Annotated in this window: 21 protein-coding genes; all 21 read left to right on the forward strand. The window is 40.1% G+C overall.

From position 1 onward, the window contains the following. The first annotated feature begins 7 nt into the window (after window positions 1–7). The 21 genes from CVS81_RS01450 (at window position 8) to pssA (ending at window position 22623) form a co-directional block, all read left to right on the forward strand. On the forward strand, window positions 8–2137 hold the full coding sequence (locus tag CVS81_RS01450) for an STT3 domain-containing protein (protein WP_107964852.1): 2130 nt from the start codon (window positions 8–10) through the stop codon (window positions 2135–2137). Further along, entirely contained in the window at window positions 2137–3654 is a 1518-nt protein-coding gene (locus tag CVS81_RS01455) for an MATE family efflux transporter (protein WP_107964853.1), read from the forward strand. Before CVS81_RS01450 ends, CVS81_RS01455 begins: the two co-directional genes overlap by 1 nt. Further along, window positions 3655–4416, forward strand: coding sequence for a glycosyltransferase family 25 protein (locus CVS81_RS01460; RefSeq protein ID WP_107964854.1), 762 nt, complete (start codon window positions 3655–3657; stop codon window positions 4414–4416). Further along, window positions 4417–5349 (forward strand): glycosyltransferase family 2 protein, encoded by a 933-nt coding sequence (locus tag CVS81_RS01465; RefSeq protein ID WP_107964855.1) that lies wholly within the window; start codon window positions 4417–4419, stop codon window positions 5347–5349. Next, window positions 5346–6404 carry a glycosyltransferase gene (locus tag CVS81_RS01470; RefSeq protein WP_107964856.1) on the forward strand — a complete coding sequence of 353 codons (1059 nt, stop codon included), beginning with the start codon at window positions 5346–5348 and terminating at the stop codon, window positions 6402–6404. Before CVS81_RS01465 ends, CVS81_RS01470 begins: the two co-directional genes overlap by 4 nt. Beyond that, window positions 6401–7444: a glycosyltransferase gene (locus CVS81_RS01475; RefSeq protein ID WP_107964857.1), complete on the forward strand. Its 1044-nt coding sequence runs from the start codon at window positions 6401–6403 to the stop codon at window positions 7442–7444. The genes CVS81_RS01470 and CVS81_RS01475 overlap by 4 nt, the downstream gene beginning before the upstream one ends. Continuing rightward, window positions 7441–8565 (forward strand): glycosyltransferase, encoded by a 1125-nt coding sequence (locus CVS81_RS01480; RefSeq protein WP_107964858.1) that lies wholly within the window; start codon window positions 7441–7443, stop codon window positions 8563–8565. The genes CVS81_RS01475 and CVS81_RS01480 overlap by 4 nt, the downstream gene beginning before the upstream one ends. After that, a complete protein-coding gene (locus CVS81_RS01485) occupies window positions 8558–10657 on the forward strand; it encodes an STT3 domain-containing protein (RefSeq protein WP_107964859.1) in 2100 nt (699 codons plus the stop codon). Before CVS81_RS01480 ends, CVS81_RS01485 begins: the two co-directional genes overlap by 8 nt. A gap of 2 nt (window positions 10658–10659) precedes the next feature. Further along, complete coding sequence (gene pglA, locus CVS81_RS01490) at window positions 10660–11775, forward strand: N,N'-diacetylbacillosaminyl-diphospho-undecaprenol alpha-1,3-N-acetylgalactosaminyltransferase (RefSeq protein ID WP_107964860.1); 1116 nt, start codon at window positions 10660–10662, stop codon at window positions 11773–11775. Further along, the gene (gene pglC, locus CVS81_RS01495; RefSeq protein WP_021088589.1) at window positions 11768–12373 is read left to right on the forward strand and encodes an undecaprenyl phosphate N,N'-diacetylbacillosamine 1-phosphate transferase; all 606 of its coding nucleotides are present in this window, start codon (window positions 11768–11770) and stop codon (window positions 12371–12373) included. Before pglA ends, pglC begins: the two co-directional genes overlap by 8 nt. Beyond that, window positions 12360–12950, forward strand: coding sequence for a UDP-N-acetylbacillosamine N-acetyltransferase (gene pglD, locus CVS81_RS01500; RefSeq protein WP_107964861.1), 591 nt, complete (start codon window positions 12360–12362; stop codon window positions 12948–12950). Before pglC ends, pglD begins: the two co-directional genes overlap by 14 nt. Before the next feature lie 49 nt (window positions 12951–12999). Beyond that, the gene (pglE, locus tag CVS81_RS01505) at window positions 13000–14091 is read left to right on the forward strand and encodes a UDP-N-acetylbacillosamine transaminase (protein ID WP_107964862.1); all 1092 of its coding nucleotides are present in this window, start codon (window positions 13000–13002) and stop codon (window positions 14089–14091) included. Beyond that, on the forward strand, window positions 14092–15873 hold the full coding sequence (pglF, locus tag CVS81_RS01510; RefSeq protein ID WP_012140180.1) for a UDP-N-acetylglucosamine 4,6-dehydratase (configuration-retaining): 1782 nt from the start codon (window positions 14092–14094) through the stop codon (window positions 15871–15873). Between the two features lie 2 nt (window positions 15874–15875). After that, the gene (locus CVS81_RS01515) at window positions 15876–16772 is read left to right on the forward strand and encodes a PDC sensor domain-containing protein (RefSeq protein ID WP_009294679.1); all 897 of its coding nucleotides are present in this window, start codon (window positions 15876–15878) and stop codon (window positions 16770–16772) included. Then, a complete protein-coding gene (hisH, locus tag CVS81_RS01520; RefSeq protein WP_021085957.1) occupies window positions 16769–17380 on the forward strand; it encodes an imidazole glycerol phosphate synthase subunit HisH in 612 nt (203 codons plus the stop codon). The genes CVS81_RS01515 and hisH overlap by 4 nt, the downstream gene beginning before the upstream one ends. Beyond that, window positions 17380–18090, forward strand: a complete 711-nt coding sequence (gene hisA, locus CVS81_RS01525; protein WP_107964863.1) for a 1-(5-phosphoribosyl)-5-[(5-phosphoribosylamino)methylideneamino]imidazole-4-carboxamide isomerase — start codon at window positions 17380–17382, stop codon at window positions 18088–18090. Before hisH ends, hisA begins: the two co-directional genes overlap by 1 nt. Window positions 18091–18153: 63 nt before the next feature. Next, window positions 18154–18519: a chemotaxis response regulator CheY gene (locus CVS81_RS01530; protein WP_002939933.1), complete on the forward strand. Its 366-nt coding sequence runs from the start codon at window positions 18154–18156 to the stop codon at window positions 18517–18519. Next, complete coding sequence (locus tag CVS81_RS01535) at window positions 18519–19352, forward strand: 50S ribosomal protein L11 methyltransferase (RefSeq protein WP_107964864.1); 834 nt, start codon at window positions 18519–18521, stop codon at window positions 19350–19352. The genes CVS81_RS01530 and CVS81_RS01535 overlap by 1 nt, the downstream gene beginning before the upstream one ends. Next, window positions 19345–21270 carry an ATP-dependent zinc metalloprotease FtsH gene (ftsH, locus tag CVS81_RS01540; RefSeq protein WP_107797007.1) on the forward strand — a complete coding sequence of 642 codons (1926 nt, stop codon included), beginning with the start codon at window positions 19345–19347 and terminating at the stop codon, window positions 21268–21270. The genes CVS81_RS01535 and ftsH overlap by 8 nt, the downstream gene beginning before the upstream one ends. Window positions 21271–21272: 2 nt before the next feature. Next, window positions 21273–21890: a phosphatidylserine decarboxylase gene (locus CVS81_RS01545; RefSeq protein WP_107964865.1), complete on the forward strand. Its 618-nt coding sequence runs from the start codon at window positions 21273–21275 to the stop codon at window positions 21888–21890. 1 nt (window position 21891) lies between these two features. Continuing rightward, window positions 21892–22623 carry a CDP-diacylglycerol--serine O-phosphatidyltransferase gene (pssA, locus tag CVS81_RS01550; protein ID WP_021086093.1) on the forward strand — a complete coding sequence of 244 codons (732 nt, stop codon included), beginning with the start codon at window positions 21892–21894 and terminating at the stop codon, window positions 22621–22623. The last annotated feature ends 74 nt before the right edge of the window (window positions 22624–22697 follow it).

The raw sequence follows: 22697 nt of genomic DNA on the forward strand, positions 1-22697 counted from the left end.
GAATTTAGTGCACAAAGTAAGCGTAAATTGTAAAATTTTACTTATCTTTCTGGCTGCTTATCTGTTTGGATTTGCAGCTAGGATGCTTTGGGTATTGTGGGCAAAGGATATGCCAGAGTTTTACTTTAATGGCGAATTTATGCTTACGACAAATGACGCATACTATTACGCAGAGGGCGCTAGAGATATGCTTGCTGGCTTTCATCAGCAAAATGACTTTAGCCCCTTTAATCACCCAATCTCAACCATAGTTTTTTATATTTGCACAATTTTACCTTTCAAGATCGAAAGCGTGATGTTTTATATGAGTGCGTTTTTGGCACCCCTTATCGCGCTTCCAGTTATCTTGATATCAAATGAGTTTAAAGCCCTAAAAGCTGGAGCTGTGGCTGCATTTATGAGCGTTATCTTGCCAGGCTATCTTGTAAGAACGTCACTTGGTTACTTTGATAGCGATATGCTAAATGTCACATTTGCGCTTTTCATCATCTATCTTTTGATCAGACTTTTAAATGCAAATGAACAAAAATTTATCGTTTTGCCGGGACTTTTTATATCGCTTTATCTTTGGTGGTATCAAAGCTCTTATGCTCTTATTTTGAGCATCATTTTTGTCTTTTTTGTCTACACGCTTGCTTTTATGCGAAACAAGATAGAAAACTACCAAGCGATATTTTTTATGTTTATAAGCATCGTTAGCTTCAATATTTTTTCAAAAGATCCACTCATCGCAAATAAAATTTTGATTTTAAATTTAGCGGGCATTGCTTCATTTTACGCCATTTTTTGCAAATATAAAAAACTACTTTCACCTAGAAATTTAAGCATTTTTCTAGCTATTATGCTAGCTATTTTTATCTATTTTGGTGGTTTTGATCTTATCATCTCAAAGATTGGCAGTTACGTTTTAAAAAGCAGCTCAGAGGTTGCAAATAAATTTCACTTTATAAGCGAATACACGCTAATTGACGAGGTAAAAAGCGCTAGCCCTTTATATTTTGTCTATTTCATGGCTGGAAACATCCTTATTTTGCTAGCTGCAGCAGTTGGGTATTTGGCGCTTTGCTTTAAATTTCGCCCATTTTTACTTAGCTTGCCACTGCTTGGACTTGGCGCTTTAGCGCTCTTTGGCGGAGTTAGATTTGCTATGTATGTAACGCCACTTGTTGCACTTGGTTTTGGGTATTTTTTACACTTTTTTTTAAATTTATTTGACCTTAGAAATTCTCTTAAAAATTTATCCTTTTTTATCTTTGCAGCTGCTGCGCTTGATCCAAATTTAGAGATCGCCTACTCTTATAGACCTCATACTTTGATCACGCACGATGAGGCAATGGCACTTGATCAGTTAAAAAAAGCTGCTAAGCGCGATGACTACGTGCTTTCGTGGTGGGATTATGGATATGCGGTAAGATACTTTGCTGATGTTAAGACACTAAATGATCCTGGCAGGCAAGGCGGCGAGAATAACTATTTTGTTAGCCTTGCTTTAAAAAAAGATGAGGCAACCTCAGCCAAGCTAGCTAGAGTAGTGAGCGAGTATAGCGACATCTCGTTTGAGAAAAAAAGTAGAGAGCTAGAAGAAATTTTAAAAGATCACAACACAAGCGACCTAAACCTCTTTTTAGGCCAGCTTGAAAGAGTAAATTTTACTCTGCCAGCGGCAAAAAAAGAGGTTTTTTACTATCTTGTGCCAGACATGATAGATATCGCACCAAATGTCTTTAGATATAGCTACATCGACGTTATGAGCGGTGAGAGGCCAAAAGAGGAGTTTTTTTACTACATTAGCCCTATAAATAGCGTTAGTGAAGCGGGCATAGACCTTGGAAATGGCTATATCTTGCCGCTAAAAGAGCCAAAATTTATCACTCAAAATGGCGAAAAAGTTGCGGTAAAGTCCTTTTATAAGATAAAAGGCTCTGGCAAAGAGCTACAAATAGACGAGAAAACTATCGACGAAAAGGCGAAAATTTCTGTTTTATTTTTAGAGGACTATGCACGCGTGGTTTTAGTTGATGAAAATGCCTTAAATTCAGCCCTTGTGCAGCTTTTTATATTTGAGCGAGCAGATGAGCGATACTTTGAGCCATTTATCATCTCAAGTGGCGTAAAAATTTACAGGTTAAAAGTCTAATGCTAATCAATCTAATAAGCTCAATCGTCGTTTTTGTCGTATCAATGGGCATAAATTTCTTTCTTACGCCATTTATCTTAAAAAGCCTTGGCAACGAGGCATTTGGCTTTGTGGGTCTTAGCAACGCCATCGTTAGCTATGCAGCGGTCGTAAGTGTAGCTATAAACTCGGTAAGTGGGCGCTTTGTCGCTCATGCGTGGCACAAAAAAGATCTAAGTCTTGCAAACACCTACTACTCATCAGTGCTTGTTGTAAATATCTTCTTTTGCGCCGTTGTCGTGGCTCTAAGCTCCATTTTCATACTAAATTTGCAAAGCTTTTTAAACGTCCCTGAAAATTTACTCTTTGATGTGAGAATGACCCTTGTTTTTTACTTTATAAATTTCTGCGTTGGGCTATTTAACGGCGTTTTGACGGTTTGTGCTTTTGTGACAAACAAGCTCTATCTACTCTCCATCAGAAACGCCATCTCAAGCGCGATTCTAGCAGCCCTCATCGTGGCGCTTTTTTTCTTTTTTAAGCCCTTTATCTCATACATCGCCATTTCAGCGCTAGTTGCTAGCCTTTTTGTCTTTTTTAGCACCATTTTTATGTCTGCTCGCATCACGCCAGAGCTAAAATTTAGCCTTAGTAAATTTGACTTTTCTAAGATCAAAGAGCTTCTAAGCTCTGGCATTTGGAATAGCTTTAATGCGCTAAATCGCATACTTTTAACAGGCATGGATCTTTTTATCTGCAACATTTTCGTAAATGCAAACGCCACTGGCCTTCTTTCAGTTGCTAAGGCCGCCCCTATCATACTTGAGAGCTTTGTAGCGCAGCTTAGCGGTATCTTTGCGCCAAAATTTGTCGAGCTTTACTCTAAAAATTTGATCACAGACCTCATAAAAGAGGCTAAATTTTCAATGAAGGTGATCGCCTTTGTGATGAGCGCTCCAGCCGCATTTTTCGTCGTTTTTGGGCTTGATTTTTACACGCTTTGGCTACCTTTTAAAAGCGCAGATGAGGTTAAATTTATCTACAATGTCTCGATGATCACGCTTGTGCCTATCGTATTTATAAGCTTTGTTTTTTCGCTTTTTAACCTTGATAGCGCGACAAACAAGCTTCGCCGCCCAGCCATTGCCAACACTATCCTTGGCGTTAGCACGATCATAGCGCAGATCGCACTGCTTAAATTTAGTGACTACGGCGTTTATGGTATCGTCATCGTCGCAGCCATTTTTTATAGCATAAGAATCCTCGGCTTTGACCTCATAAATGCCGCCTTAAATTTAGAGGTGAAGCTCACCACATTTTATGGGGTTTATTTTAAAAATTTAGCCGTTTTTGCGCTTTGCGTGCTTGCGATGTTTGCCTGCAAGGACTTTGTGAGCCTAAATAACTGGCTAAAATTTGCTATCTTTGCTGCGATATACGCCGGCGCAGCTTATGTTTTGGGATATTTTTTGTTTTTTAATGCCTTCGAGCGAGGCATAGTCTGGCGTAAAATTTTAAAAAAATTTAAAAGGTCTTAAATGAATGAAATTTATCTGATCTCTTTGGCTAAAGATACCAAAAGGCGCGAGCTTTTACAGCAGAAATTTGGCTCTTATGATAGCTTTAAGCTAATAGACGCAGTTGATGGCAGGGAGCTAAACGCGAGGGAGTACTATAAGATCATTTCGCCATCATTTAAAGCTTACGGCAAGGTTTTAAGCCCAGCAGAGGTTGGCTGTTCGCTCTCGCACGTAAAAGCCTACGAGGCATTTTTGGCAAGCGAGGCAAAATGTGCCCTCATCTTTGAAGACGACGTGATCGGAGATGATAATGCCATAAAAGAGGCATTTTTAGCAGCCAGCAAGATGCCTGAAAATAGCGTGCTGATATGTGGCATGCAAGATGGGCTGGATGGCAGGTTTAGCGCCTTTGGCAAAAAGGTGGATAGTAGCCTAAGTAAGCCACTTTGGCAGGTCTCAAAGCACTCATTTTCGAGCATTTATAGAGCAGGGGCTTATGTGCTAACTAAAAAAAGTGCTAAAAATTTGCTTGAAATTCATAAACGTGCGCTTTGCACGACCGATGTTTGGGACTATTTGCTTGGCGTTAATGATATGCAGATGTATTTTTGCGATCTTTTTGCGCACCCAACTGATCTTAGTGGCTCAAACATCGAGGGTGAGCGCCTTGAGAGAGGATACAGCGCAAATTTAAAGGCATACATAAAAACATTTAAATTTATACTTTTCTCACGACTTGAAAAGCTTCAAGGCTATGAGAGAATTTTTAAAAGGGGCTAAATGAGCGAGCCATTAATCAGCATCGTAACCGCGACTTATAAGCGTCCAGAGCTTTTAAAAAAGGCCATAAAAAGCGCTCTAGCTCAAAGCTATAAAAATTTAGAAATAGTTGTAACCGATGACGGCGATGACGAGAGTGCGAGTGAAATTTGCAAGAGTTTTAACGACGCAAGGATCAAATTTGTAAAAAACAGTGCTCACAAAAAGAGCCCAAATGGTAACAAAAATAACGGCTTTGACAACGTAACAGGCGAGTTTGTCTGCTTGCTAGATGATGACGATGAGCTTTTACCAGAGGCGATTGCCCAGTGCTATGAAATTTTAAAAAGTGGCGAGTATTCGTGCGTTTTTGCAGACGCGATCTGCGAAAAAGATGGCGTGATGACCGAGGTCGTGGCTGGCAGAAGCCCATATAGTAAGAGTGGGGCGATGAGCAAGGTTGATTATCATTGTGGACGGATAAATGGCGAGTATTTTAAGCTTTTTTCACGTGAATTTATAGACGGCTTTAGGTTTGATGAGAGCAGTTTTGGCGGCGAAAATGAGCTTTATATCCGTTTTTTTGAAAAAAATGTCTTCTATCTTAAAAAGCCACTTTACATCTACCGCATCGCAAGAAGTGACAGTGCGACACTAAATGCTGGCAAACACGCGCTAAATGTGGCAAACGCTTACATCAAAACAGCAAATTTACACTACGACATCGCTATAAAAAATGAGCCAAAATTTCTAGCTATGCAGTATAAAAATGCCGCTTACTACGCCAAAATAGCGGGCGAATATGGCCTTATGCTAAGGTGTATCTTTAAAAGCCTTAGCATTAAATTTAGTAAAGAGGCGTTTATTTTCTTACTGCTTAGCCCGTTTCCAAGTGGCATTTTACCAGCACTCTCAAGGCTTAGAGTGAAGATAAAACAAAGGTTTGGCGTATGAGGATATTATTTGTCACATCAACGCTTAGAAGTGGCGGTGCGGAGCGAGTTTGCGCGGTGATCGCATCAAGATTTAGCTTGGATCACGAGGTAAGCCTTGTTAAATTTGACAAAGACGAGCCATTTTACGAGCTAGCAAGCGGCGTGAAGCTCATAAATTTAGGCGTTGGGGCTGATGAGCTTGGCTTTGTTGGAAATTTAAAAAAGAGAGTTTCAAAGGTGCTTGCTTTAAGAGCGCTCATACGAGAGGGCAAATTTGACGCTGTGATATCCTTTTTAGACGCCGTAAATACCTTGGTTCTCTTTAGCTCAGCTGGACTAAAAACGCCTATAATCATAAGCGAGCACACAAACTATCTTGCGCCAAAAAGAGCCATTTTTAAGGTGCTAAGACGCCTTATCTACCCATTTGCAAACGCACTTAGCGTCTTAAGCGACGAGGATCTAGACTACTACTCTAAATTTTGCAAAAATGTGATGAAAATTTACAACCCACTCTTTGAAAAGGTGCGCAGTGAGAGCTTTGCTAAAGAAAATTTAATCATCTTTGTTGGCAGGCTAAATAAGATAAAAAACTGCGAAATGTTTGTAAGAGTGGCTGCAAGCTTAAAACAAAGCGGCTATAAATTCGCTGTCGCTGGAGATGGCGGCGAGAGAGCAAATTTAGAAAATTTAGCTAAAAGTTTGGGCGCTGATGTAGAGTTTTTAGGCAATGTAAGCGACATCGCCTCGCTCTATAAAAGGGCAAAGGTGCTACTCTCTTGTTCAAATTTCGAGGGTCTTGGAAACACCTTGATAGAGGCGATAAACTACGACTGCGTGCGGGTTGCGACAAGAACTAGCGGGGCAAAAGAGCTTATAAAAGATGGTTTTGATGGCTTACTTTGTGAGATAAATGACGCTGATCAGATGAGTAAAAAGCTTGCAAATTTGCTGCAAGATGAGGCAAAAATGGGCGAATTTGCTAAAAACGCAAGAGCTAGGCTTGATGAGTTTAGTGTGGAGCAAATTTATAAAAAATGGCTGGAGCTTTTAAAGCTTGGAGGTGTGAAGTGAAAATTCTTTTTGTCATCGCTGCGCTTAGAAATGGTGGGGCTGAACGCGTGCTAAACGTGCTTGCAAATGAGCTTTGCAGGGACAATGAGATCACTATCGCTTTGCTTGAAGAGGACCTTGGGCTTTATAAATTTAGTGAAAAGATAAATATCATAAACCTTAGCGTCACTGGCTCAGGGCTTGCTTTAAAATTTAAGAAAATCCTCGCTCTTAGAGCGCTTTTTAAAGAGCAAAGGGCTGATCTGATAATGAGCTTTATCGACTGGACAAATGTCGCTTGCGTGCTGGCAAATGCTGGGCTAAAGAGCAAACTAATAGCAACTGAGCACCACGAGCACAGCTACCTAAAAAGCAAAATCGCAAGCGCTATGCGTGATATTAGCTACCGCTTTGTAGATGGCTTAAGTGTGCTAAGCAAAAGCGACTACGACTACTATAAATTTGCCAAAAACCGCGAGGTCATCCACAACCCACTTTTTATCGGCGTGCCTGAAATTTGCGAGAAGCAAAACGTCATCTTAAGCGTGGCAAGGCTGGAGGCGGTAAAGGGGTATGATATCTATTTTGAGGCGCTTAGCAAGGTGGATAAGAGCTTGCTTGATGGCTGGGAGATAAAGATCGCAGGCAGTGGCAGGCAGGAGGCCGAGCTAAAGCAAATGGCGTCAAATTTAGGGCTTAACGTCAAATTTTTAGGTCACATGAGCGATGTTAGCAAGCTTTATAGCGAGGCAAAAATTTTTACTCTTAGCTCACGAAGCGAGGGGCTTTCAAATGTGCTAATAGAATCAGGCGCTTTTAACTGCGCTAGGCTAAGTAGCGATACCGTGGGCGCAAGAGAGCTTATAAATGACGGTATAGACGGGCTTATCTTTAAAAATGGCGATGCAAATGATCTAAAAAATAAGCTTGAAATGCTTTTAAAAGATGAAAATTTAAGGCAAAAACTAGCAAAAAACGCCAGCGAAAGTGCAAATTTATTTAGCAAAGAAAATATCATCAAGCAGTGGCGAGAATTTATAAAAAAGGTTGTTAGCAAGTGAAAAAATTAGCCGTTTTTTTATACTCGATGGGACCTGGCGGGGCTGAGCGAAATGTGGCAAATTTACTGCCATTTTTGGTAAAACGTTATGAAGTTCATCTCATCTTAATGAGCAAGGTCATCGCTTACGAGATCCCAAGCGAGGTGCAGATCCACTTTATAGAAAATAGCGATCCTTACGAGAGTGGGCTAAAGAAGCTTGCAAGGCTCTTTTTAGCGATGCCAATGCTTGCCTTTAAATATAAAAATCTTTGTCAAAGCTTAAACATCGACACGCAGTTTGTGCTGATGAACCGCCCTTGCTATATCGCTGGGGTTGCTAGGATTTTAGGGCTAAAGGCTAGGCTGGTTATCAGCGAGCGAAGCTGTCCGTCGATCTTATATAAAAACGATCTAAGCGGGCGAGTTAATAAATTTTTACTCACTCATCTTTATAAAAAAGCTGATCTAATCCTCGCAAATGCAGCTGGCAACAAAGAGGATCTGGTGCGAAATTTTGGCATGAGCGAAGCAAAAACAAAGGTGCTTTATAACGCCCTTGATCTAAAAACTATAAATTTGCTAAAAGATGAGCCGCTTGAGGATGATTTTAAGCCATTTTTCATAAACATAGGCCGCCTTGATAGCGGTAAAAATCAAGCTATGCTAATAAAAATAATAGCTTCAATTAACGACCCTCGCGCCACGCTTGGCATCCTTGGCAAAGGGCCTTTAAAGGATGAGCTGCAAAATTTGATAGACAAATTTGGCGTGGGCGAGCGAGTAAAGCTTCTTGGCACTGATAAAAATCCTTTTAGGCATATAAAAAACGCCTCCTGCTTGCTTTGCGCTTCGCGTTTTGAGGGCTTTTCAAATGTGCTTTTGGAGGCACTAGCGTGCGAAAAAACTATCATCTCAACCGAGCACAAGAGTGGCGCAAAGGAGCTTTTGGGCGATAGCGAGTTTGGCATCTTAGTGCCTGTTGATGATGAAAATGCGATGAAAGAGGCGATGATAAAAGTGCTTAATGAGCGTGAAATAAGGCAAAATTTTGAAAATGTTGCGTATAATCGGGCTAAATCTTTTGATAGTGAAAACATAGCGAGCAAGCTTATAAATTTTTTGGAAAATCCTAATGAATAGAAAATTATTTTTTAAAAATTACTCTTTATACCTTATGATATTTGCCGCAGTCATCTTTGGCATGGTTTGCAGGCTTTACTGGGTCTTTTGGGCGAGTGAGTATCCAGTCTTTTTCTGGAACAACGAGCTGATGATCAGCACAAACGACGGCTACGCATTTGCCGAGGGTGCAAGGGATATGCTAGCTGGCTTTCACCAAGAAAACGACCTTAGCTACTACGGCTATCCGCTTTCGACACTTACTTACTGGATCGTGAAATTTCTAGGCGTCAAGCTTGAGGCGGCGATGATTTATATGAGTGTATTTTTCTCGTCGCTTGTGGCTGTGCCTGTTATCTTGATCGCAAATGAATACAAAGTAAAAATGGCTGGCTTCATCGCTGCACTTCTTGCAGTGATCGCAAATAGCTACTACAACCGCACGATGGCTGGTTACTACGACACCGACATGCTCATCATCCCGCTTAGCGTCTTTGTCGTTTGGGGACTTGTTAGAGTGCTTGAGAAAAAGGACGCAAAGAGCCTGATAATAGCACCTTTAAGCGTGCTTATTTATATGTGGTGGTATATGAGCGCCTTTTCGCTTATTAGCATTTTAACTGGGCTATTTTTGTTTTACACGCTCATTTTTGATAGGAAAAATCCACTTTTTTACCTTGAAATTTCGCTGCTTTTACTTGCTATCTCAAACCTTGATCTAACTCTTAAATTCATCGTTGTCATCGTTATTTACGCACTTTGCCTACTTAAAAAAGATGTGATAAATTTAAAATTTGCTCTTGGCATTTTGGCAATTATCTTTGTCATTTTTGTCATCCGTGGCGGGCTAAATCCGATAATCTTTCAACTTAAATTTTACGTCTTTAGGGATGCGCCTGAAGTTGGCGGCATGAGCTTTCACTTTTTTAATGTCAATCAAACTATCCAAGAGTCAAGCGTCGTTGATTTTACGCTATTTTGCGAGAGGATCAGCGCAAATGTCATCACATTTTTGATCTCGCTTGCTGGCGTCGCTCTTTTTTGCTACAAGCACCGCTCATTTGCCGTCTCGCTTGGCATGCTCGCACTTGGCTTTTTAGCCTTTAAAAGCGGCCTTAGATTTACCATTTATGCTGTACCTATCATGGCGCTTGGCTTTGGTTACTTAGTAGAGTTTGTGCTTGCAAATTCAAAGCTAAAAGGAGCCGTGCTAAATCTCATAAGAGCCTTCATAGCAGCTCTTGTGCTTGCTCCAGCGCTCATTCACATCTATGGTTACAAGGCTGAGCCAGTCTTTGTAAATAAAGAGGTTGAAATTTTAAATAAGCTAAAAGGTATCGCAGGACGCGAGGACTACGTGGTTGCGTGGTGGGACTATGGATATCCGATTAGATATTACAGCGATGTTAAGACGCTAATTGACGGCGGAAAGCACCTTGGGCGTGAAAATTTTGCCGTGAGCTTTGCGCTTGGAAGCGACGAGATGAGCTCGGCAAATATGGCAAGGCTTGATGTTGAGTATACGGAGCGAAATTTCAAAGAGCACTTTAATGGCAACCTGGCTCAAATTTTAAAAGATAGAAATTTAAGTGTTGATCAGTTTTTTAGCGAGATAAAAGAGGCAAATTTTAGCCTACCAGCAAAGAGCAGAGAGATATATTATTACCTGCCAGATAGGATGCTTAGCATCTTTCCGACCATTTTGCAGTTTAGCAAGATCGATCTAAAAAGTGGTAAAAATTTAAACAACGGACTTTTCATCACCACAAGAGCGATCTCGCAAAGCGAAAAGGGCATTAGGCTAAGTGGTGGATTTACTCTAACAAGTGATGTCACAAATTTGATCTATGATGGCAATGTCTTACCACTAAGATCTTTCATAGAGACCGACTACAACGAGGCTGGCAAGCTAAATGTCAAAGAGTATAAAAATAATGAAAGCTCAAACATTTCTGTCATTTTTATGAGGGATTATGGTAGATTTATCATCCTTGATGAGAGCATTTTAAATAGCGCCTACATCCAGCTTTTCGTGCTTGAAAGATACGATCCTAAGGTCTTTGAGCCAGTCATACTTGATGGGGCAGCAAAAGTTTATAGGCTAAAGAGGTAGAGATGGCAAGGATAGGATTTTTAAGCCACGCTGATATGAGCATACACTTTTTTAGACGCCCTATCATGCAGGCTTTAAAAGATATGGGGCATGAAGTTTTTGCTATCGCTCCAAAAGGAAATTTTACTAATGAGCTTGCTAAAAGCTTTCACACCGTCACCTACGAGCTTGATAAGGCGAGCCTAAATCCGCTAACCGTGATAAATAACTCAAAAAAACTATCTCAAATTTTAGGCGAGCTAAATTTAGACCTGCTTCAAACTGGCGCTCACAAGTCAAATGTCTTTGGCACATTTGCCGCTAAAAACGCTGGCATAAAGCACGTGATAAATTTGGTTGAAGGCCTTGGTAGCTTTTATATCGATGATGATCTTAAGACAAAGGCTGTGCGTTTTGTCATGGAGAGCCTTTATAAGCTCTCTTTTGCAAAGGCTGATGCTTGCATCTTCGTAAATGACGCAGATCCAGACTATCTGATCTCTAAAAATTTGATAGATAAAAGCAAGGTGTACCGCATAAAAAGTGTCGGCGTCGATACTGCTAAATTTGACCCAGCTATCACGCAGGCAGCGGACTTGGGTGAAAAAAAGGTCATTTTAATGATCGCCAGAGCCATGTGGCACAAGGGCGTTCGTGAATTTTATGAGGCAGCAGAAATTTTAAATGGCTATAAAAACTGCGAATTTGTCTTTGTGGGCGAGGGCTTTTCTGGTAATAAATCAACCGCAGACGAGAGCTTTTTAAAAGGTGGCAAAGTGCGATATCTTGGCGCTAGAAACGACATACCACAGCTTTTAAAGGCTTCTTATTTACTTGCTTTGCCAAGCTACAAAGAGGGCTTTCCAAGAACGGTTTTAGAGGCGATGAGCATGGCTAAAGCAGTCGTTGCAAGCGACGTGACAGGCTGTAATGAAGCTGTAAAAGATGGCTACAACGGGCTTTTATGTAAGGTAAAAGACGCAAGCGATCTTGCTAGTAAGATAAAAATTTTGCTTGATGACGAAGCGCTTTGTGCTAAGCTTGGAGCAAATGGCAGAGACTGGGCAGTTAGTGAGTTTGACGAGAAGCAAATCGCAAAAAGATATATAGAAATTTATAGGAAATTTATAGATGTATAGAAATTTTTTAAAGAGGGTGATTGATATTTTGGGAGCTTTGTTTTTGCTCATCTTAACATCGCCTATCATCATAGCAACGGCGATCTTTATCTATTTTAAGGTAAGCCGCGACGTCATTTTTACGCAGGCAAGACCAGGGCTAAATGAGAAAATTTTTAAAATTTATAAATTTAAGACGATGAGCGACGAGCGTGACGCAAATGGCGAGCTCTTGCCAGATGAGCAGCGTCTTGGCAAATTTGGCAAACTTATCCGCTCTCTTAGCCTCGATGAGCTACCACAGCTATTTAACGTGCTAAAAGGCGATATGAGTTTTATCGGACCAAGGCCGCTTTTGGTCGAGTATCTACCCATCTATAACGAAACGCAAAAGCACCGCCACGACGTGCGCCCTGGTATCACGGGTCTAGCGCAGGTAAATGGCAGAAACGCCATAAGCTGGGAGAAAAAATTTGAATACGATGTCTATTACGCTAAAAATTTAAGCTTTATGCTTGATGTAAAGATCGCTTTGCAGACCATCGAAAAGGTGCTAAAACGAAGTGGTGTCAGCAAAGAGGGGCAGGCGACTACGGAGAAATTTAATGGCAAAAACTAAGAAAATTTACATCTACGGAGCGAGTGGGCATGGTCTTGTGATCGCTGACATTGCTAGAGATAACGGCTATGATGAGATAGCTTTTTTAGACGATGCTAGCGAGCGTAAATTTAACCCAGAGCTTGAAAAAGCTGACATCATAATAGCCATAGGTGATAATAAAACAAGGCAAAAGATCAGCCAAAAAGTAGAGGCCGCTGGCTTTGAGATAGTAAATTTGATCCATAAAAGTGCGGTTGTGAGCAAAAGTGCCGTGATAGAAAAAGGCGTAGTCGTCATGCCAAATGCCGTGATAAACGCAAAAGCTTGCATAAAAGAGGGCGCTATCATAAACTCTGGCGCAGTGATAGAGCATGAGTGCGTGATAGGCAAATTTGCTCACATCAGCCCAAATGCAGCCCTTGCTGGAAATGTGAGCGTGGGCGAATTTACGCACGTTGGCATTGGCTCAAGTGTCATTCAAGGCATAAGCATCGGTAAAAACTGCATTATCGGCGCTGGAAGCGTGGTCATTAGAGATATAAAAGATGGCGTAAAGGCGTATGGCGTGCCTGCATGCGAGCGTGCTAAGATATAAATTTAAAAATAAGTGCTAAAATCGCCAAAAAATCACGAAAGGTATGAAAATGGATAGGGTTTTTTTATCTCCACCAAATATGAGTGGAAAAGAGCAGGAATATATAAAAAAAGTTTTTGAAAGCAACTACATAGCACCACTTGGTGAGTATGTCAATAAATTTGAAGATAGCATAAAAGCTTATACTGGCGCTAAGGATGCGCTTGCACTATGCGCTGGAACTGCGGCACTTCACCTAGCACTTCGAGTCCTTGGCGTAAAAGAGGGCGATCTTGTGCTAGCTTCTAGCTTTACTTTCATGGCTTCAGTCTCGCCGATACTTTATGAAAAGGCGACTCCGGTCTTTATAGATAGCGACGAGAGCTGGAATTTAAGCCCAGAGCTACTTAAAAAAGCGATATCAAATTTACCTAAAAAGCCAAAAGCATTAGTCGTCACTCATCTTTACGGACAAGCTTCAAAGATGAAAGAAATTTGCGAAATTTGCCAAAACGAGGGCATCGCCTTGGTTGAAGATGCAGCTGAAGCGCTTGGTGGATTTTACGGCGGCAAGGCACTTGGCACATTTGGCGTGATGGGTGGATATAGCTTTAATGGCAACAAGATCATCACCACTTCAGGTGGTGGCATGCTAGTTGGAGATAGCGAATTTGTAGAAAAAGCTAGATTTTACAGCACGCAAGCAAGAGAGCCTTTGCTTCACTATGAACACAAGGACTACGGCTATAACTACCGCTTAAGCAACGTTCTAGGCGCTATTGGCGTGGCTCAGATGGAAGTTTTAGAAAAAAGAGTCGAGCAAAAGAGAAAAGTTTTTGAAATTTATGAAAAAGAGCTTGGCGATATTTTAGAATTTATGCCAGAGCTACCAAATTCTCGTGGAAACAGATGGCTCACAACTGGCGTTTTTGCTAAAAAAGATGCACATTTAAAGGTTATAAAAGCACTAGCTGATGCAAACATCGAGAGCCGCCCACTTTGGAAGCCTATGCACTTGCAGCCTGTCTTTAAAGGTGCGTTAAGCTTTGTCGATGGATATAGCCAAGATCTATTTTCAAGAGGAATTTGCTTGCCAAGCGGCAGCGATATGAGCGGGCAGACACAAGAAAGAGTGATAAAAATAGTCAAGGAAAATGCGTAAATGTTTCATGCAACGAAGTTAAAAAGGCTCGTATTTTTCCTTCTTGGTGATGTTTTTATATTTGTTTTTTCGATATATGCGGCATATCTTTTAAGATTTAACGCCGACATCCCAGATATCTACGTGCAAGGGCTTTTTGTAACGGCTGGATTTTTGATCGTATTTAAGCTCTTTTTTATGTGGATGTTTAAAATTTACAAGGTGCCGTGGAGATTTTTTGGCTTAAATGAAGCTCGTAAAATTTTCCTAGCTCATGTTTGTGCGGCGATCTTATTTACGATCGTATTTTTCATCATACAAGATTTTTTAAATCCTTACCCAAGAAGCGTCATATTTATCGACCTTCTCATCTCATGCCTACTTATCGGGCTTTTGAGAATTTCAAAGCGTATGGTGCTTGACTTTTCAAATAGACCTCACAAAGGCGAGCCTTGTATCGTTATAGGCGCGACCTCAAAGGCGCTTCACGTCTTACGTGGCTTAAAGCAGGGATATCTTGACTACTACGCAGTTGGCGTGGTAGATGGCAGAAGCGATCTTGTTGGCACATATTGTGATGGATTTTTAGTTCAAGATAAAAAAGATATACCAAGCCTTATAAAAGACTACGACGCAAAGACTGCTATCATCGCACTAGCACTTGATCAAGACGAGCTTCAAGCTTTAGTTGATGAGCTAACTGGATATGGCATAAGAGATATGAAGCTCTTTTCGCTTATCGAAAATGAGCCGATCAAAGATATCTCGATCGAAGATTTGCTTGCTAGAAAGCCAAAAGACCTTAATCCAGAAGCCATTTCAAATTTCTTAAAAGATAAAAAAGTGCTTGTCACTGGAGCTGGCGGTAGTATAGGAAGCGAAATTTGTAAGCAGTGCTTGAAATATGGCGTAAGTGAGCTTATAATGGTCGAGCACAGCGAGTTTAACCTTTATAAAATAGGCGAAGATACAAGAGATAAAAGAACTGTTAGCAAGCTTGTAAATATCACAAATTTAAAAGACTTTGAAGAGGTTTTTGAAGAATTTAGACCAGAGATCGTCATCCACGCTGCAGCCTACAAACACGTGCCACTTTGCGAGCTAAATCCTCGCTCAGCAGTTGAAAACAACATCCTTGGCACAAAAAATGCAGTCGATCTTTCTAAAAAATATGGTGCTAAGAAATTTGTCATGATCTCTTCAGACAAGGCAGTGCGCCCAACAAACATAATGGGTACAACTAAGCGTGTTTGCGAGCTTTACGCACTAAATTCAAACGAAGCAGGTGTGTGCGAGATAGTTTGTGTGCGCTTTGGTAATGTCCTTGGCTCAAGTGGCTCAGTCATACCTAAATTTAAGGCGCAGATCGCTGCAAATAAGCCTTTAAGCGTCACTCACCCAGAGATCACAAGGTACTTTATGCTGACATCTGAAGCGTGCCAGCTGGTCCTTCAAGCAGCCTCTATCGCAAAAGGTGGAGAGCTTTTCGTGCTTGATATGGGCGAGCCTGTTAAGATCGTCGATCTTGCTAAAAAGATGCTTCTGCTTTCAAACAAAGAGCATCTTGGTATCGAATTTGTAGGACTTAGACCTGGCGAGAAGCTTTATGAGGAGCTACTTATCAACAAAGACGACGTTCAAACTAAGTATGAGTCGATCTTTGTGACACACTCACAGCCTTATGATCTGACCCTTTTAAATTCACAGATAAATGGGCTTTTGCAGCTTGAAGATGACGAGGTGGCACCTGCTCTTAAGGTGATTGTGCCAGAATTTAATCATGCATTAAATTTAAAAGGCTAGTTTTGGTTATAAAAGATATTAAGAGATTTAGTGACACGAGATACAAGGCAAGGGCGTATATCTGCTATTTATTTAGCAGAAATTTGCCAAACAGACTGCCTGGAGTGTGCTTGGAAAACATAAAAGCTGGCTTTGATAAGATCAGCCACGAGATAGAAAATTTTGATGCACTATACATCTTAGATGAAAATGGCATACAGATCGAAGACTCGATCAGCCTAAATGAAAAGTATAAAATCCCAAAAGGCGAAAACCGCGCAAATAAAGCCTACTACTACACCGCTGTGCGCGAGAAAAGGTGTGTTTTAAGCGATCCATATCCATCAAGTCTAAATGGAGGTTTATGCGTCACAGCAAGCGTGCCTATCTATAATGAAAAAAATGAGCTTAAATTTATCGCTTGCATTGACATAAGCCTAGAAAATATCCTAAATATGGTCGATAGCGGCTTTGTAGAGGAGCATTTTGGTAGATTTTTAAAGACAGTCTATGCGCTCTTTTGTGCATCGCTTTTTATGATCTGCGCATTTTTATTTTGGCATGGCGTAAAGAGCTTTATCTCAAAGAGTATCGAGCATATAAATGTCGAAGAAATTTTTGAATCAACCATCATTTTAACGCTGGCTCTTGCCATTTTTGACCTTGTTAAGACGATATTTGAAGAAGAGGTTTTAGGCAAAAATCACGAAGAAAATAGCGTTATTTATAAGACAATGGTTAGATTTATCGGCTCTATCATCATCGCACTTGCGATCGAGGCGCTCATGCTAGTCTTTAAATTTGCTATCACTGCACCTGAAAATATCATAAATGCTATCTATCTAATAGGCGGTGTAGCGATGCTGATGGCGGCACTTAGTTTTTATCTCTTTAGTGTAAAAAGACAAGAGAACAGATGATCGCTATTATTGATTATGGTGCTGGAAACATCAAAAGCGTGATAAATGCTTTTAAATTTCTTGGACATGAGTGCGTTTTGCTAAGTGAGCCCAAGAGCCTAAAAGAGCACTCTCACATCGTTTTACCAGGTGTTGGGGCATTTGGCGAGGCGATGAAGAAGCTCAAATTTAATGGCATGGATGAAGCGATAAAAGAGGCTGTAAAAAATGGAAAAGCCTTTATAGGAATTTGCCTTGGTATGCAGCTTTTATTTGAAAAAAGCTTTGAATTTGGCGAGCATGAAGGGCTTTCTCTTTTGCCAGGAGAGGTTGTTAAATTTGATGAAGCTAAATTTGATAAACCACTAAAGATCCCACACGTTGGCTGGAACACACTCGAGTTTAAACAAAACAGCCCTTTAAGATTAGGATTAAAAGAGCTTGAGTATTTATACTTTGTGCATAGCTACCACGTGGTTTGTGATGATAAATTTGCGCTTGCAAAGACAACTTATGGATATGAATTTACAAGCGCGGTGCAGCACGAAAATCTCTTTGGTTTTCAACCTCATCCAGAAAAAAGTCATGAGGTTGGGCTTAAAATTTTAGAAAATTTTGCGAGGTTGTGATGGAAATTTTCCCAGCGATAGATCTAAAAGAGGGGCAAGCAGTTAGGCTTAGCAAAGGGCTAATGCAAAGCGCTAAAATTTATAGCAACGAGCCAAGTGAGCTTGCAAAGAGATTTGAAGATTACGGCGCAAAATGGCTGCATGTGGTCGATCTTGACGGAGCATTTGCAGGAGAAGCTATAAATTTTAAGACGATCGAAAAGATAGTAAAAGCTACAAATTTAAAGGTGCAAGTTGGTGGCGGCATAAGGGATGAAGAGCGTATAAAGCGCTACTTGGACCTTGGAGTTAGCAGGGTGATCCTTGGCTCGGTTGCCCTTCGTGATCCAGAATTTACAGCAAAAATGGCTGGAATTTACAGGGTCGTAGTTGGCATAGATGCCAAAGATGGCTATGTGGCGGTGCAAGGCTGGGGTGAGGTTTCAAGCATAAAAGCAGTCGATCTTGCAAAAAAATTTGCAGATGTGGGTGTAGAAGCTGTGATTTGCACCGATATTAACAAAGATGGAATGCTTGGCGGAGTTAATGTTGATTTTAGCTTGCAAATAGCTAGAAGCAGCAAGCTTGAGACCATAGCAAGTGGCGGTGTGAGCGATATAAACGACATTTTGGCACTTAAAGAGACAAAAGAGATAGCTGGCGTGATCGTTGGTAAAGCTTACTATGAGGGACGACTTGATTTAAAAGAAGCTTTCAAACAAGTTGGCTAGCGTTAAAGCTTTTATAAATTTTAATTAGCTAGAATAGGGCAATTTTTACTAAAAGGATATTATGTGAAGATTTTGGTTGTAGATGACAGCTCAACAATGAGAAGGATCATAAAAAATACTTTGCAAAGGTTAGGACATCAAGAAATTCTCGAGGCTGAGCACGGGCTTGAAGCTTGGAATATCTTGACACAAAATGAGGGTATTGAGGTTCTTATTACTGACTGGAACATGCCTGAGATGAATGGTCTTGAGCTTGTTAAAAAGGTAAGAGCTGAGCAAAAATATGTTGATATGCCTATCATAATGGTAACAACAGAGGGCGGAAAAGCCGAGGTTATAACAGCTTTAAAAGCAGGTGTTAATAACTACATCGTTAAACCTTTTACGCCACAAGTCTTAAAAGAGAAGCTTGAAGACGTTCTTGGTTAATGAAAGATAATTTTTACGAATTAAGCATCAAAACATCAAATTTTTATGATGAAATTTTAGAGTTAGTTTTTTCTTTTGGGGTCACCTGTGTAGAAGAGCTAGACCATGAGATCATCATCAGGGAAGAATATGATCTAAAAGATATAGCTTGGGGTGTCGAAGAGTATGCAAAAGGGCTCTCTAACGTTCGTAAAATTTCAAATGATTTAAAAATTTCTCTTAATTTAAAAGAAAATAAAGACTGGCTAGGCGAATATAAAAAGGCAGTTAAGCCTATTTTGGTTGATAAAATTTATATTAGACCTAGCTGGGAAGAGCCACTTAATGGCGTAACAAATATCATAATCGACCCAGCTCTAGCCTTTGGCTCAGGGCACCATGAAAGCACAAATTCTTGCTTGCAACTTTTACAAAAATATGCAAAAAGTGGTGATAGCGCTTTAGATGTGGGATGCGGAAGCGGGATATTAAGCATAGCTTTAGCAAAGCTTGGCTGCAAGGTCGATGCCTGCGATACAGACGAGCAGGCCACGCAAAGCTCGCTAAGTAACGCACAGCTAAATGAGGTTAAATTTAATAAAATTTGGACAGGTTCTATTGCAAATTTAGAGCAAAAATATGATATCGTCGTAGCAAATATCATTGCTGATGTCATTTTTATGCTCTCAAATGACTTGAAAAAATCGCTTAAAAAAGGCGGCTATTTAGTATTGTCAGGAATTTTGAACAAATACGAAGATAGGATTAAAGATACGTTTAAGGATTTGGAGCTAGTTGAGATAAAACAGGCTAATGATTGGGTTAGCTTTGTTTATAAGGAAATGGATGAATAATCAAAATAATAACCAAAATAATGGCGATAATAACGGATTTTTTAACAAAAATCCCATCTTTATCTTTGCTATTTTTGCAATAGTTATAGTTCTAGCTTTTAGAAGCTTTAGTGGCGACGGACTAGGCGGTACTTTTGGGCTTGGCAGCAACGCTCAAAGCAAGATGATAGCTTATTCTGAGTTTAAAGATATGCTAAAAAATAAGCAACTAAATGAGGTTGCGATATCTGAAACTACGATAAAAGGCGTTGGTAATGACAAAACCATCTACCTCGCAAAGCGCATAAATGATCCAACGCTTATTGGCATACTTGAGCAAAACGGCATAACTTACAGCGTTTATAGCGAAAATAACTGGTTTGGAGATCTTATATTTTCATGGATCATACCGGTGTTTATATTTTTTGCTATTTGGATGTTTATCGCTAGTCGTATGCAAAAGAATATCGGCGGTGGCATACTAGGCATAGGAAGTGCAAAAAAGCTTATAAATTCTGAAAAGCCAAAAGTTAAATTTGACGATGTTGCAGGCGTTGAAGAGGCAAAAGAAGAGGTTCAAGAGATAGTTGATTATCTAAAGAGTCCAGATAAATACCTAAGACTTGGAGCTAAAATTCCAAAAGGTATTTTGCTAGTTGGCCCTCCAGGTACTGGTAAAACGCTTCTTGCAAGAGCAGTTGCGGGCGAGGCTAGCGTGCCATTTTTCTCTATGTCGGCATCAAGCTTTATTGAGATGTTTGTTGGCGTTGGTGCAAGTAGGGTTAGGGATCTTTTTGAAAATGCAAAAAAAGAGGCTCCAGCGATTGTATTTATAGATGAGATCGATGCGATCGGTAAGAGCAGAAATTCTGGTCCGATGGGTGGCAATGACGAGAGAGAGCAAACGCTAAATCAGCTTCTTTCTGAGATGGACGGCTTTGATGCGGACAAGTCGCCAGTCATCGTCATAGCGGCTACAAATAGACCTGAAGTTTTGGATGCTGCACTTTTAAGACCGGGTAGATTTGACAGGCAAGTGCTTGTTGATAAGCCTGATTTTAAAGGACGTTGTGACATCTTAAAAGTCCATATGAAAGATGTTAAAATCGGCAAAGATGTAAATATCGAGGATATCGCAAGGCTTACTACTGGTTTGGCAGGTGCTGATCTTGAAAATATCATAAATGAGGCGGCACTTCTTGCAGGACGTAAGTCAAAGACTTTTGTCGAGCAGGCTGATCTAGTGGAGGCTGTCGAGAGATCGATAGCTGGTTTAGAGAAAAAATCACGCCGTGTAAATCCAAAAGAGAAAAAGATAGTCACTTATCATGAAAGCGGTCATGCCTTGATAGCTGAGCTAACAAAAGGTGCAAAAAGAGTGACAAAGGTCTCAGTCGTACCGCGCGGTCTTGCAGCGCTTGGCTATACGCTAAATACGCCTGAAGAGAACAAATTTATGATGCAAAAGCATGAACTACTTGCAGAAGTCGATGTACTTTTGGCTGGTAGGGCTGCTGAAGAGGTATTTATAAAAGAGATATCAACTGGAGCTAGCAACGATCTAGAGCGTGCGACTGATATCATAAAAGCTATGGTTAGCATGTATGGTATGAGCGATGTCGCCGGTCTTATGGTACTTGAAAAGCAACGCGCAACATTTTTAAATGGCGGACAAAGCATAAAAGACTATAGTGACAAGATGGCTGAAAAAGTCGATGAGTTTGTAAAAACACTTCTTCATGAGAGATATACAGCTGTGCTTGGTCTTCTTGAAATTTATAAAGGCGCCATTGAAAACATGGTTTCAGCACTTTATGAAGAAGAGACTATCGAGGGAAAACGAGTTAGAGAGATCATCAAAAACTACGAAGAAGAAAATGGTCTTGAAAGCAGGCTTGTAGAGCTTGAAGAAGAGGAAAAAGGCAAAAAAGAGGAATAAAAATGAGTGGCTACATCGCAAAAGCAGGGTATAAATTTATATTATTCTTTTTGATTTTATTTGCTATATCTGCATTGTTTGGTATTGCGCCACTATTTTTTCTAGCACTACTTCTTTTGACTCTTTATTTTTTTAGAGACCCTGAAAGAGAGCCTTTTACTGATGATAAGCTAGCCTTACTTTCGCCCATAGATGGTAAGATAAAAGAGATCAGCGTTTCAAATTTTGATGATAAAGAGGTGGCTAAGATAGTTATCTCAAAGCCATTTTTTGGCGTAGGTACGCTAAGGGCTATAAGCGATGCTAACGTCACTGAAGTTAAAAGAAGGCATGGGCTCTTTTTATGCCAGGCTATGAAAATTTCAGAGATGCTAAACGAAAGAGCGATAATTCGTTTTGAAAAAGGAAATATTAAATTTGCTATAAAGATCATAGCTGGAGTTTTTAGTAGAAGTTTAGAAATTTATAACATTACCAGCCTAAAAGCCTCTAGAAAATTTGGCTTTTTAGGAAGCGGCGAAGTGATTTTATACTTGCCAAGAGATACTAAAATTTGTGTAAGCGTTGGCGAGAGCGTTAAAGCTGCTTCACTTCTTGGATACTTTGAAGAGGAAAAATAAAATGAATAGCATACAAAAAATGCAGTTAATGTATATCTTGCCAAATTTATTTACCGCCGCAAGTGCTTTTTTGGGTGTTATAAGCATTATTTCATCTATTCAGGGGAACTATTTTAAGGCCATTATTTACATCATTCTTTCACTGATTTTAGACGGACTTGATGGACGCGTGGCAAGACTTACAAAGACTACAAGTAAATTTGGTGTGGAATTTGATAGCCTTGCGGACCTTGTAGCATTTGGTGTGGCTCCAGCGATTTTATTTTATTTAACAGTTGGTGCAAAATTTGGTAGATTTGGTGCGCTAATAGCAGCTATGTTTGTAGTCTTTGGAGCTATTAGATTAGCTCGTTTTAACGTCACTACCGGCACATACGAACCAAATGTTTTCATCGGACTTCCTATACCATCAGCAGCGATTGTCAGTGTGCTTTGGATCGGCATTTATGTAGATTACACGTTTTTAGAGGGTTTTGAGTGGTGCTTGATATTGCTTGAAGCAGTTTTGGCTATCTTGATGGTTAGCAACATCCGCTATCCAAGCTTTAAAAAGATGAATTTAAAACAAACTCATGTTATACGAATTTTAGTAGCACTTGTAGTTGTTTTTTCTATGCTTTATCTATATCCATTCGAGAGCGCAACTTTAGTAATGAGTGTTTACGTGCTTTATGGTATTATTAGAGCGGCTATAATGTTTAGCAAAAATCACAAAAAAAAGGAGAGCGAATGAGCGAAAATGGCATAATAAAATCGCGTAAATTTTTACCAAAAATCGAAATCAAAAACTCTCTACTGCTGCTACTT

Origin of the sequence: Campylobacter concisus, from assembly GCF_003049065.1 — a bacterium.
GTDB classification, from domain to species: domain Bacteria; phylum Campylobacterota; class Campylobacteria; order Campylobacterales; family Campylobacteraceae; genus Campylobacter_A; species Campylobacter_A concisus_BE.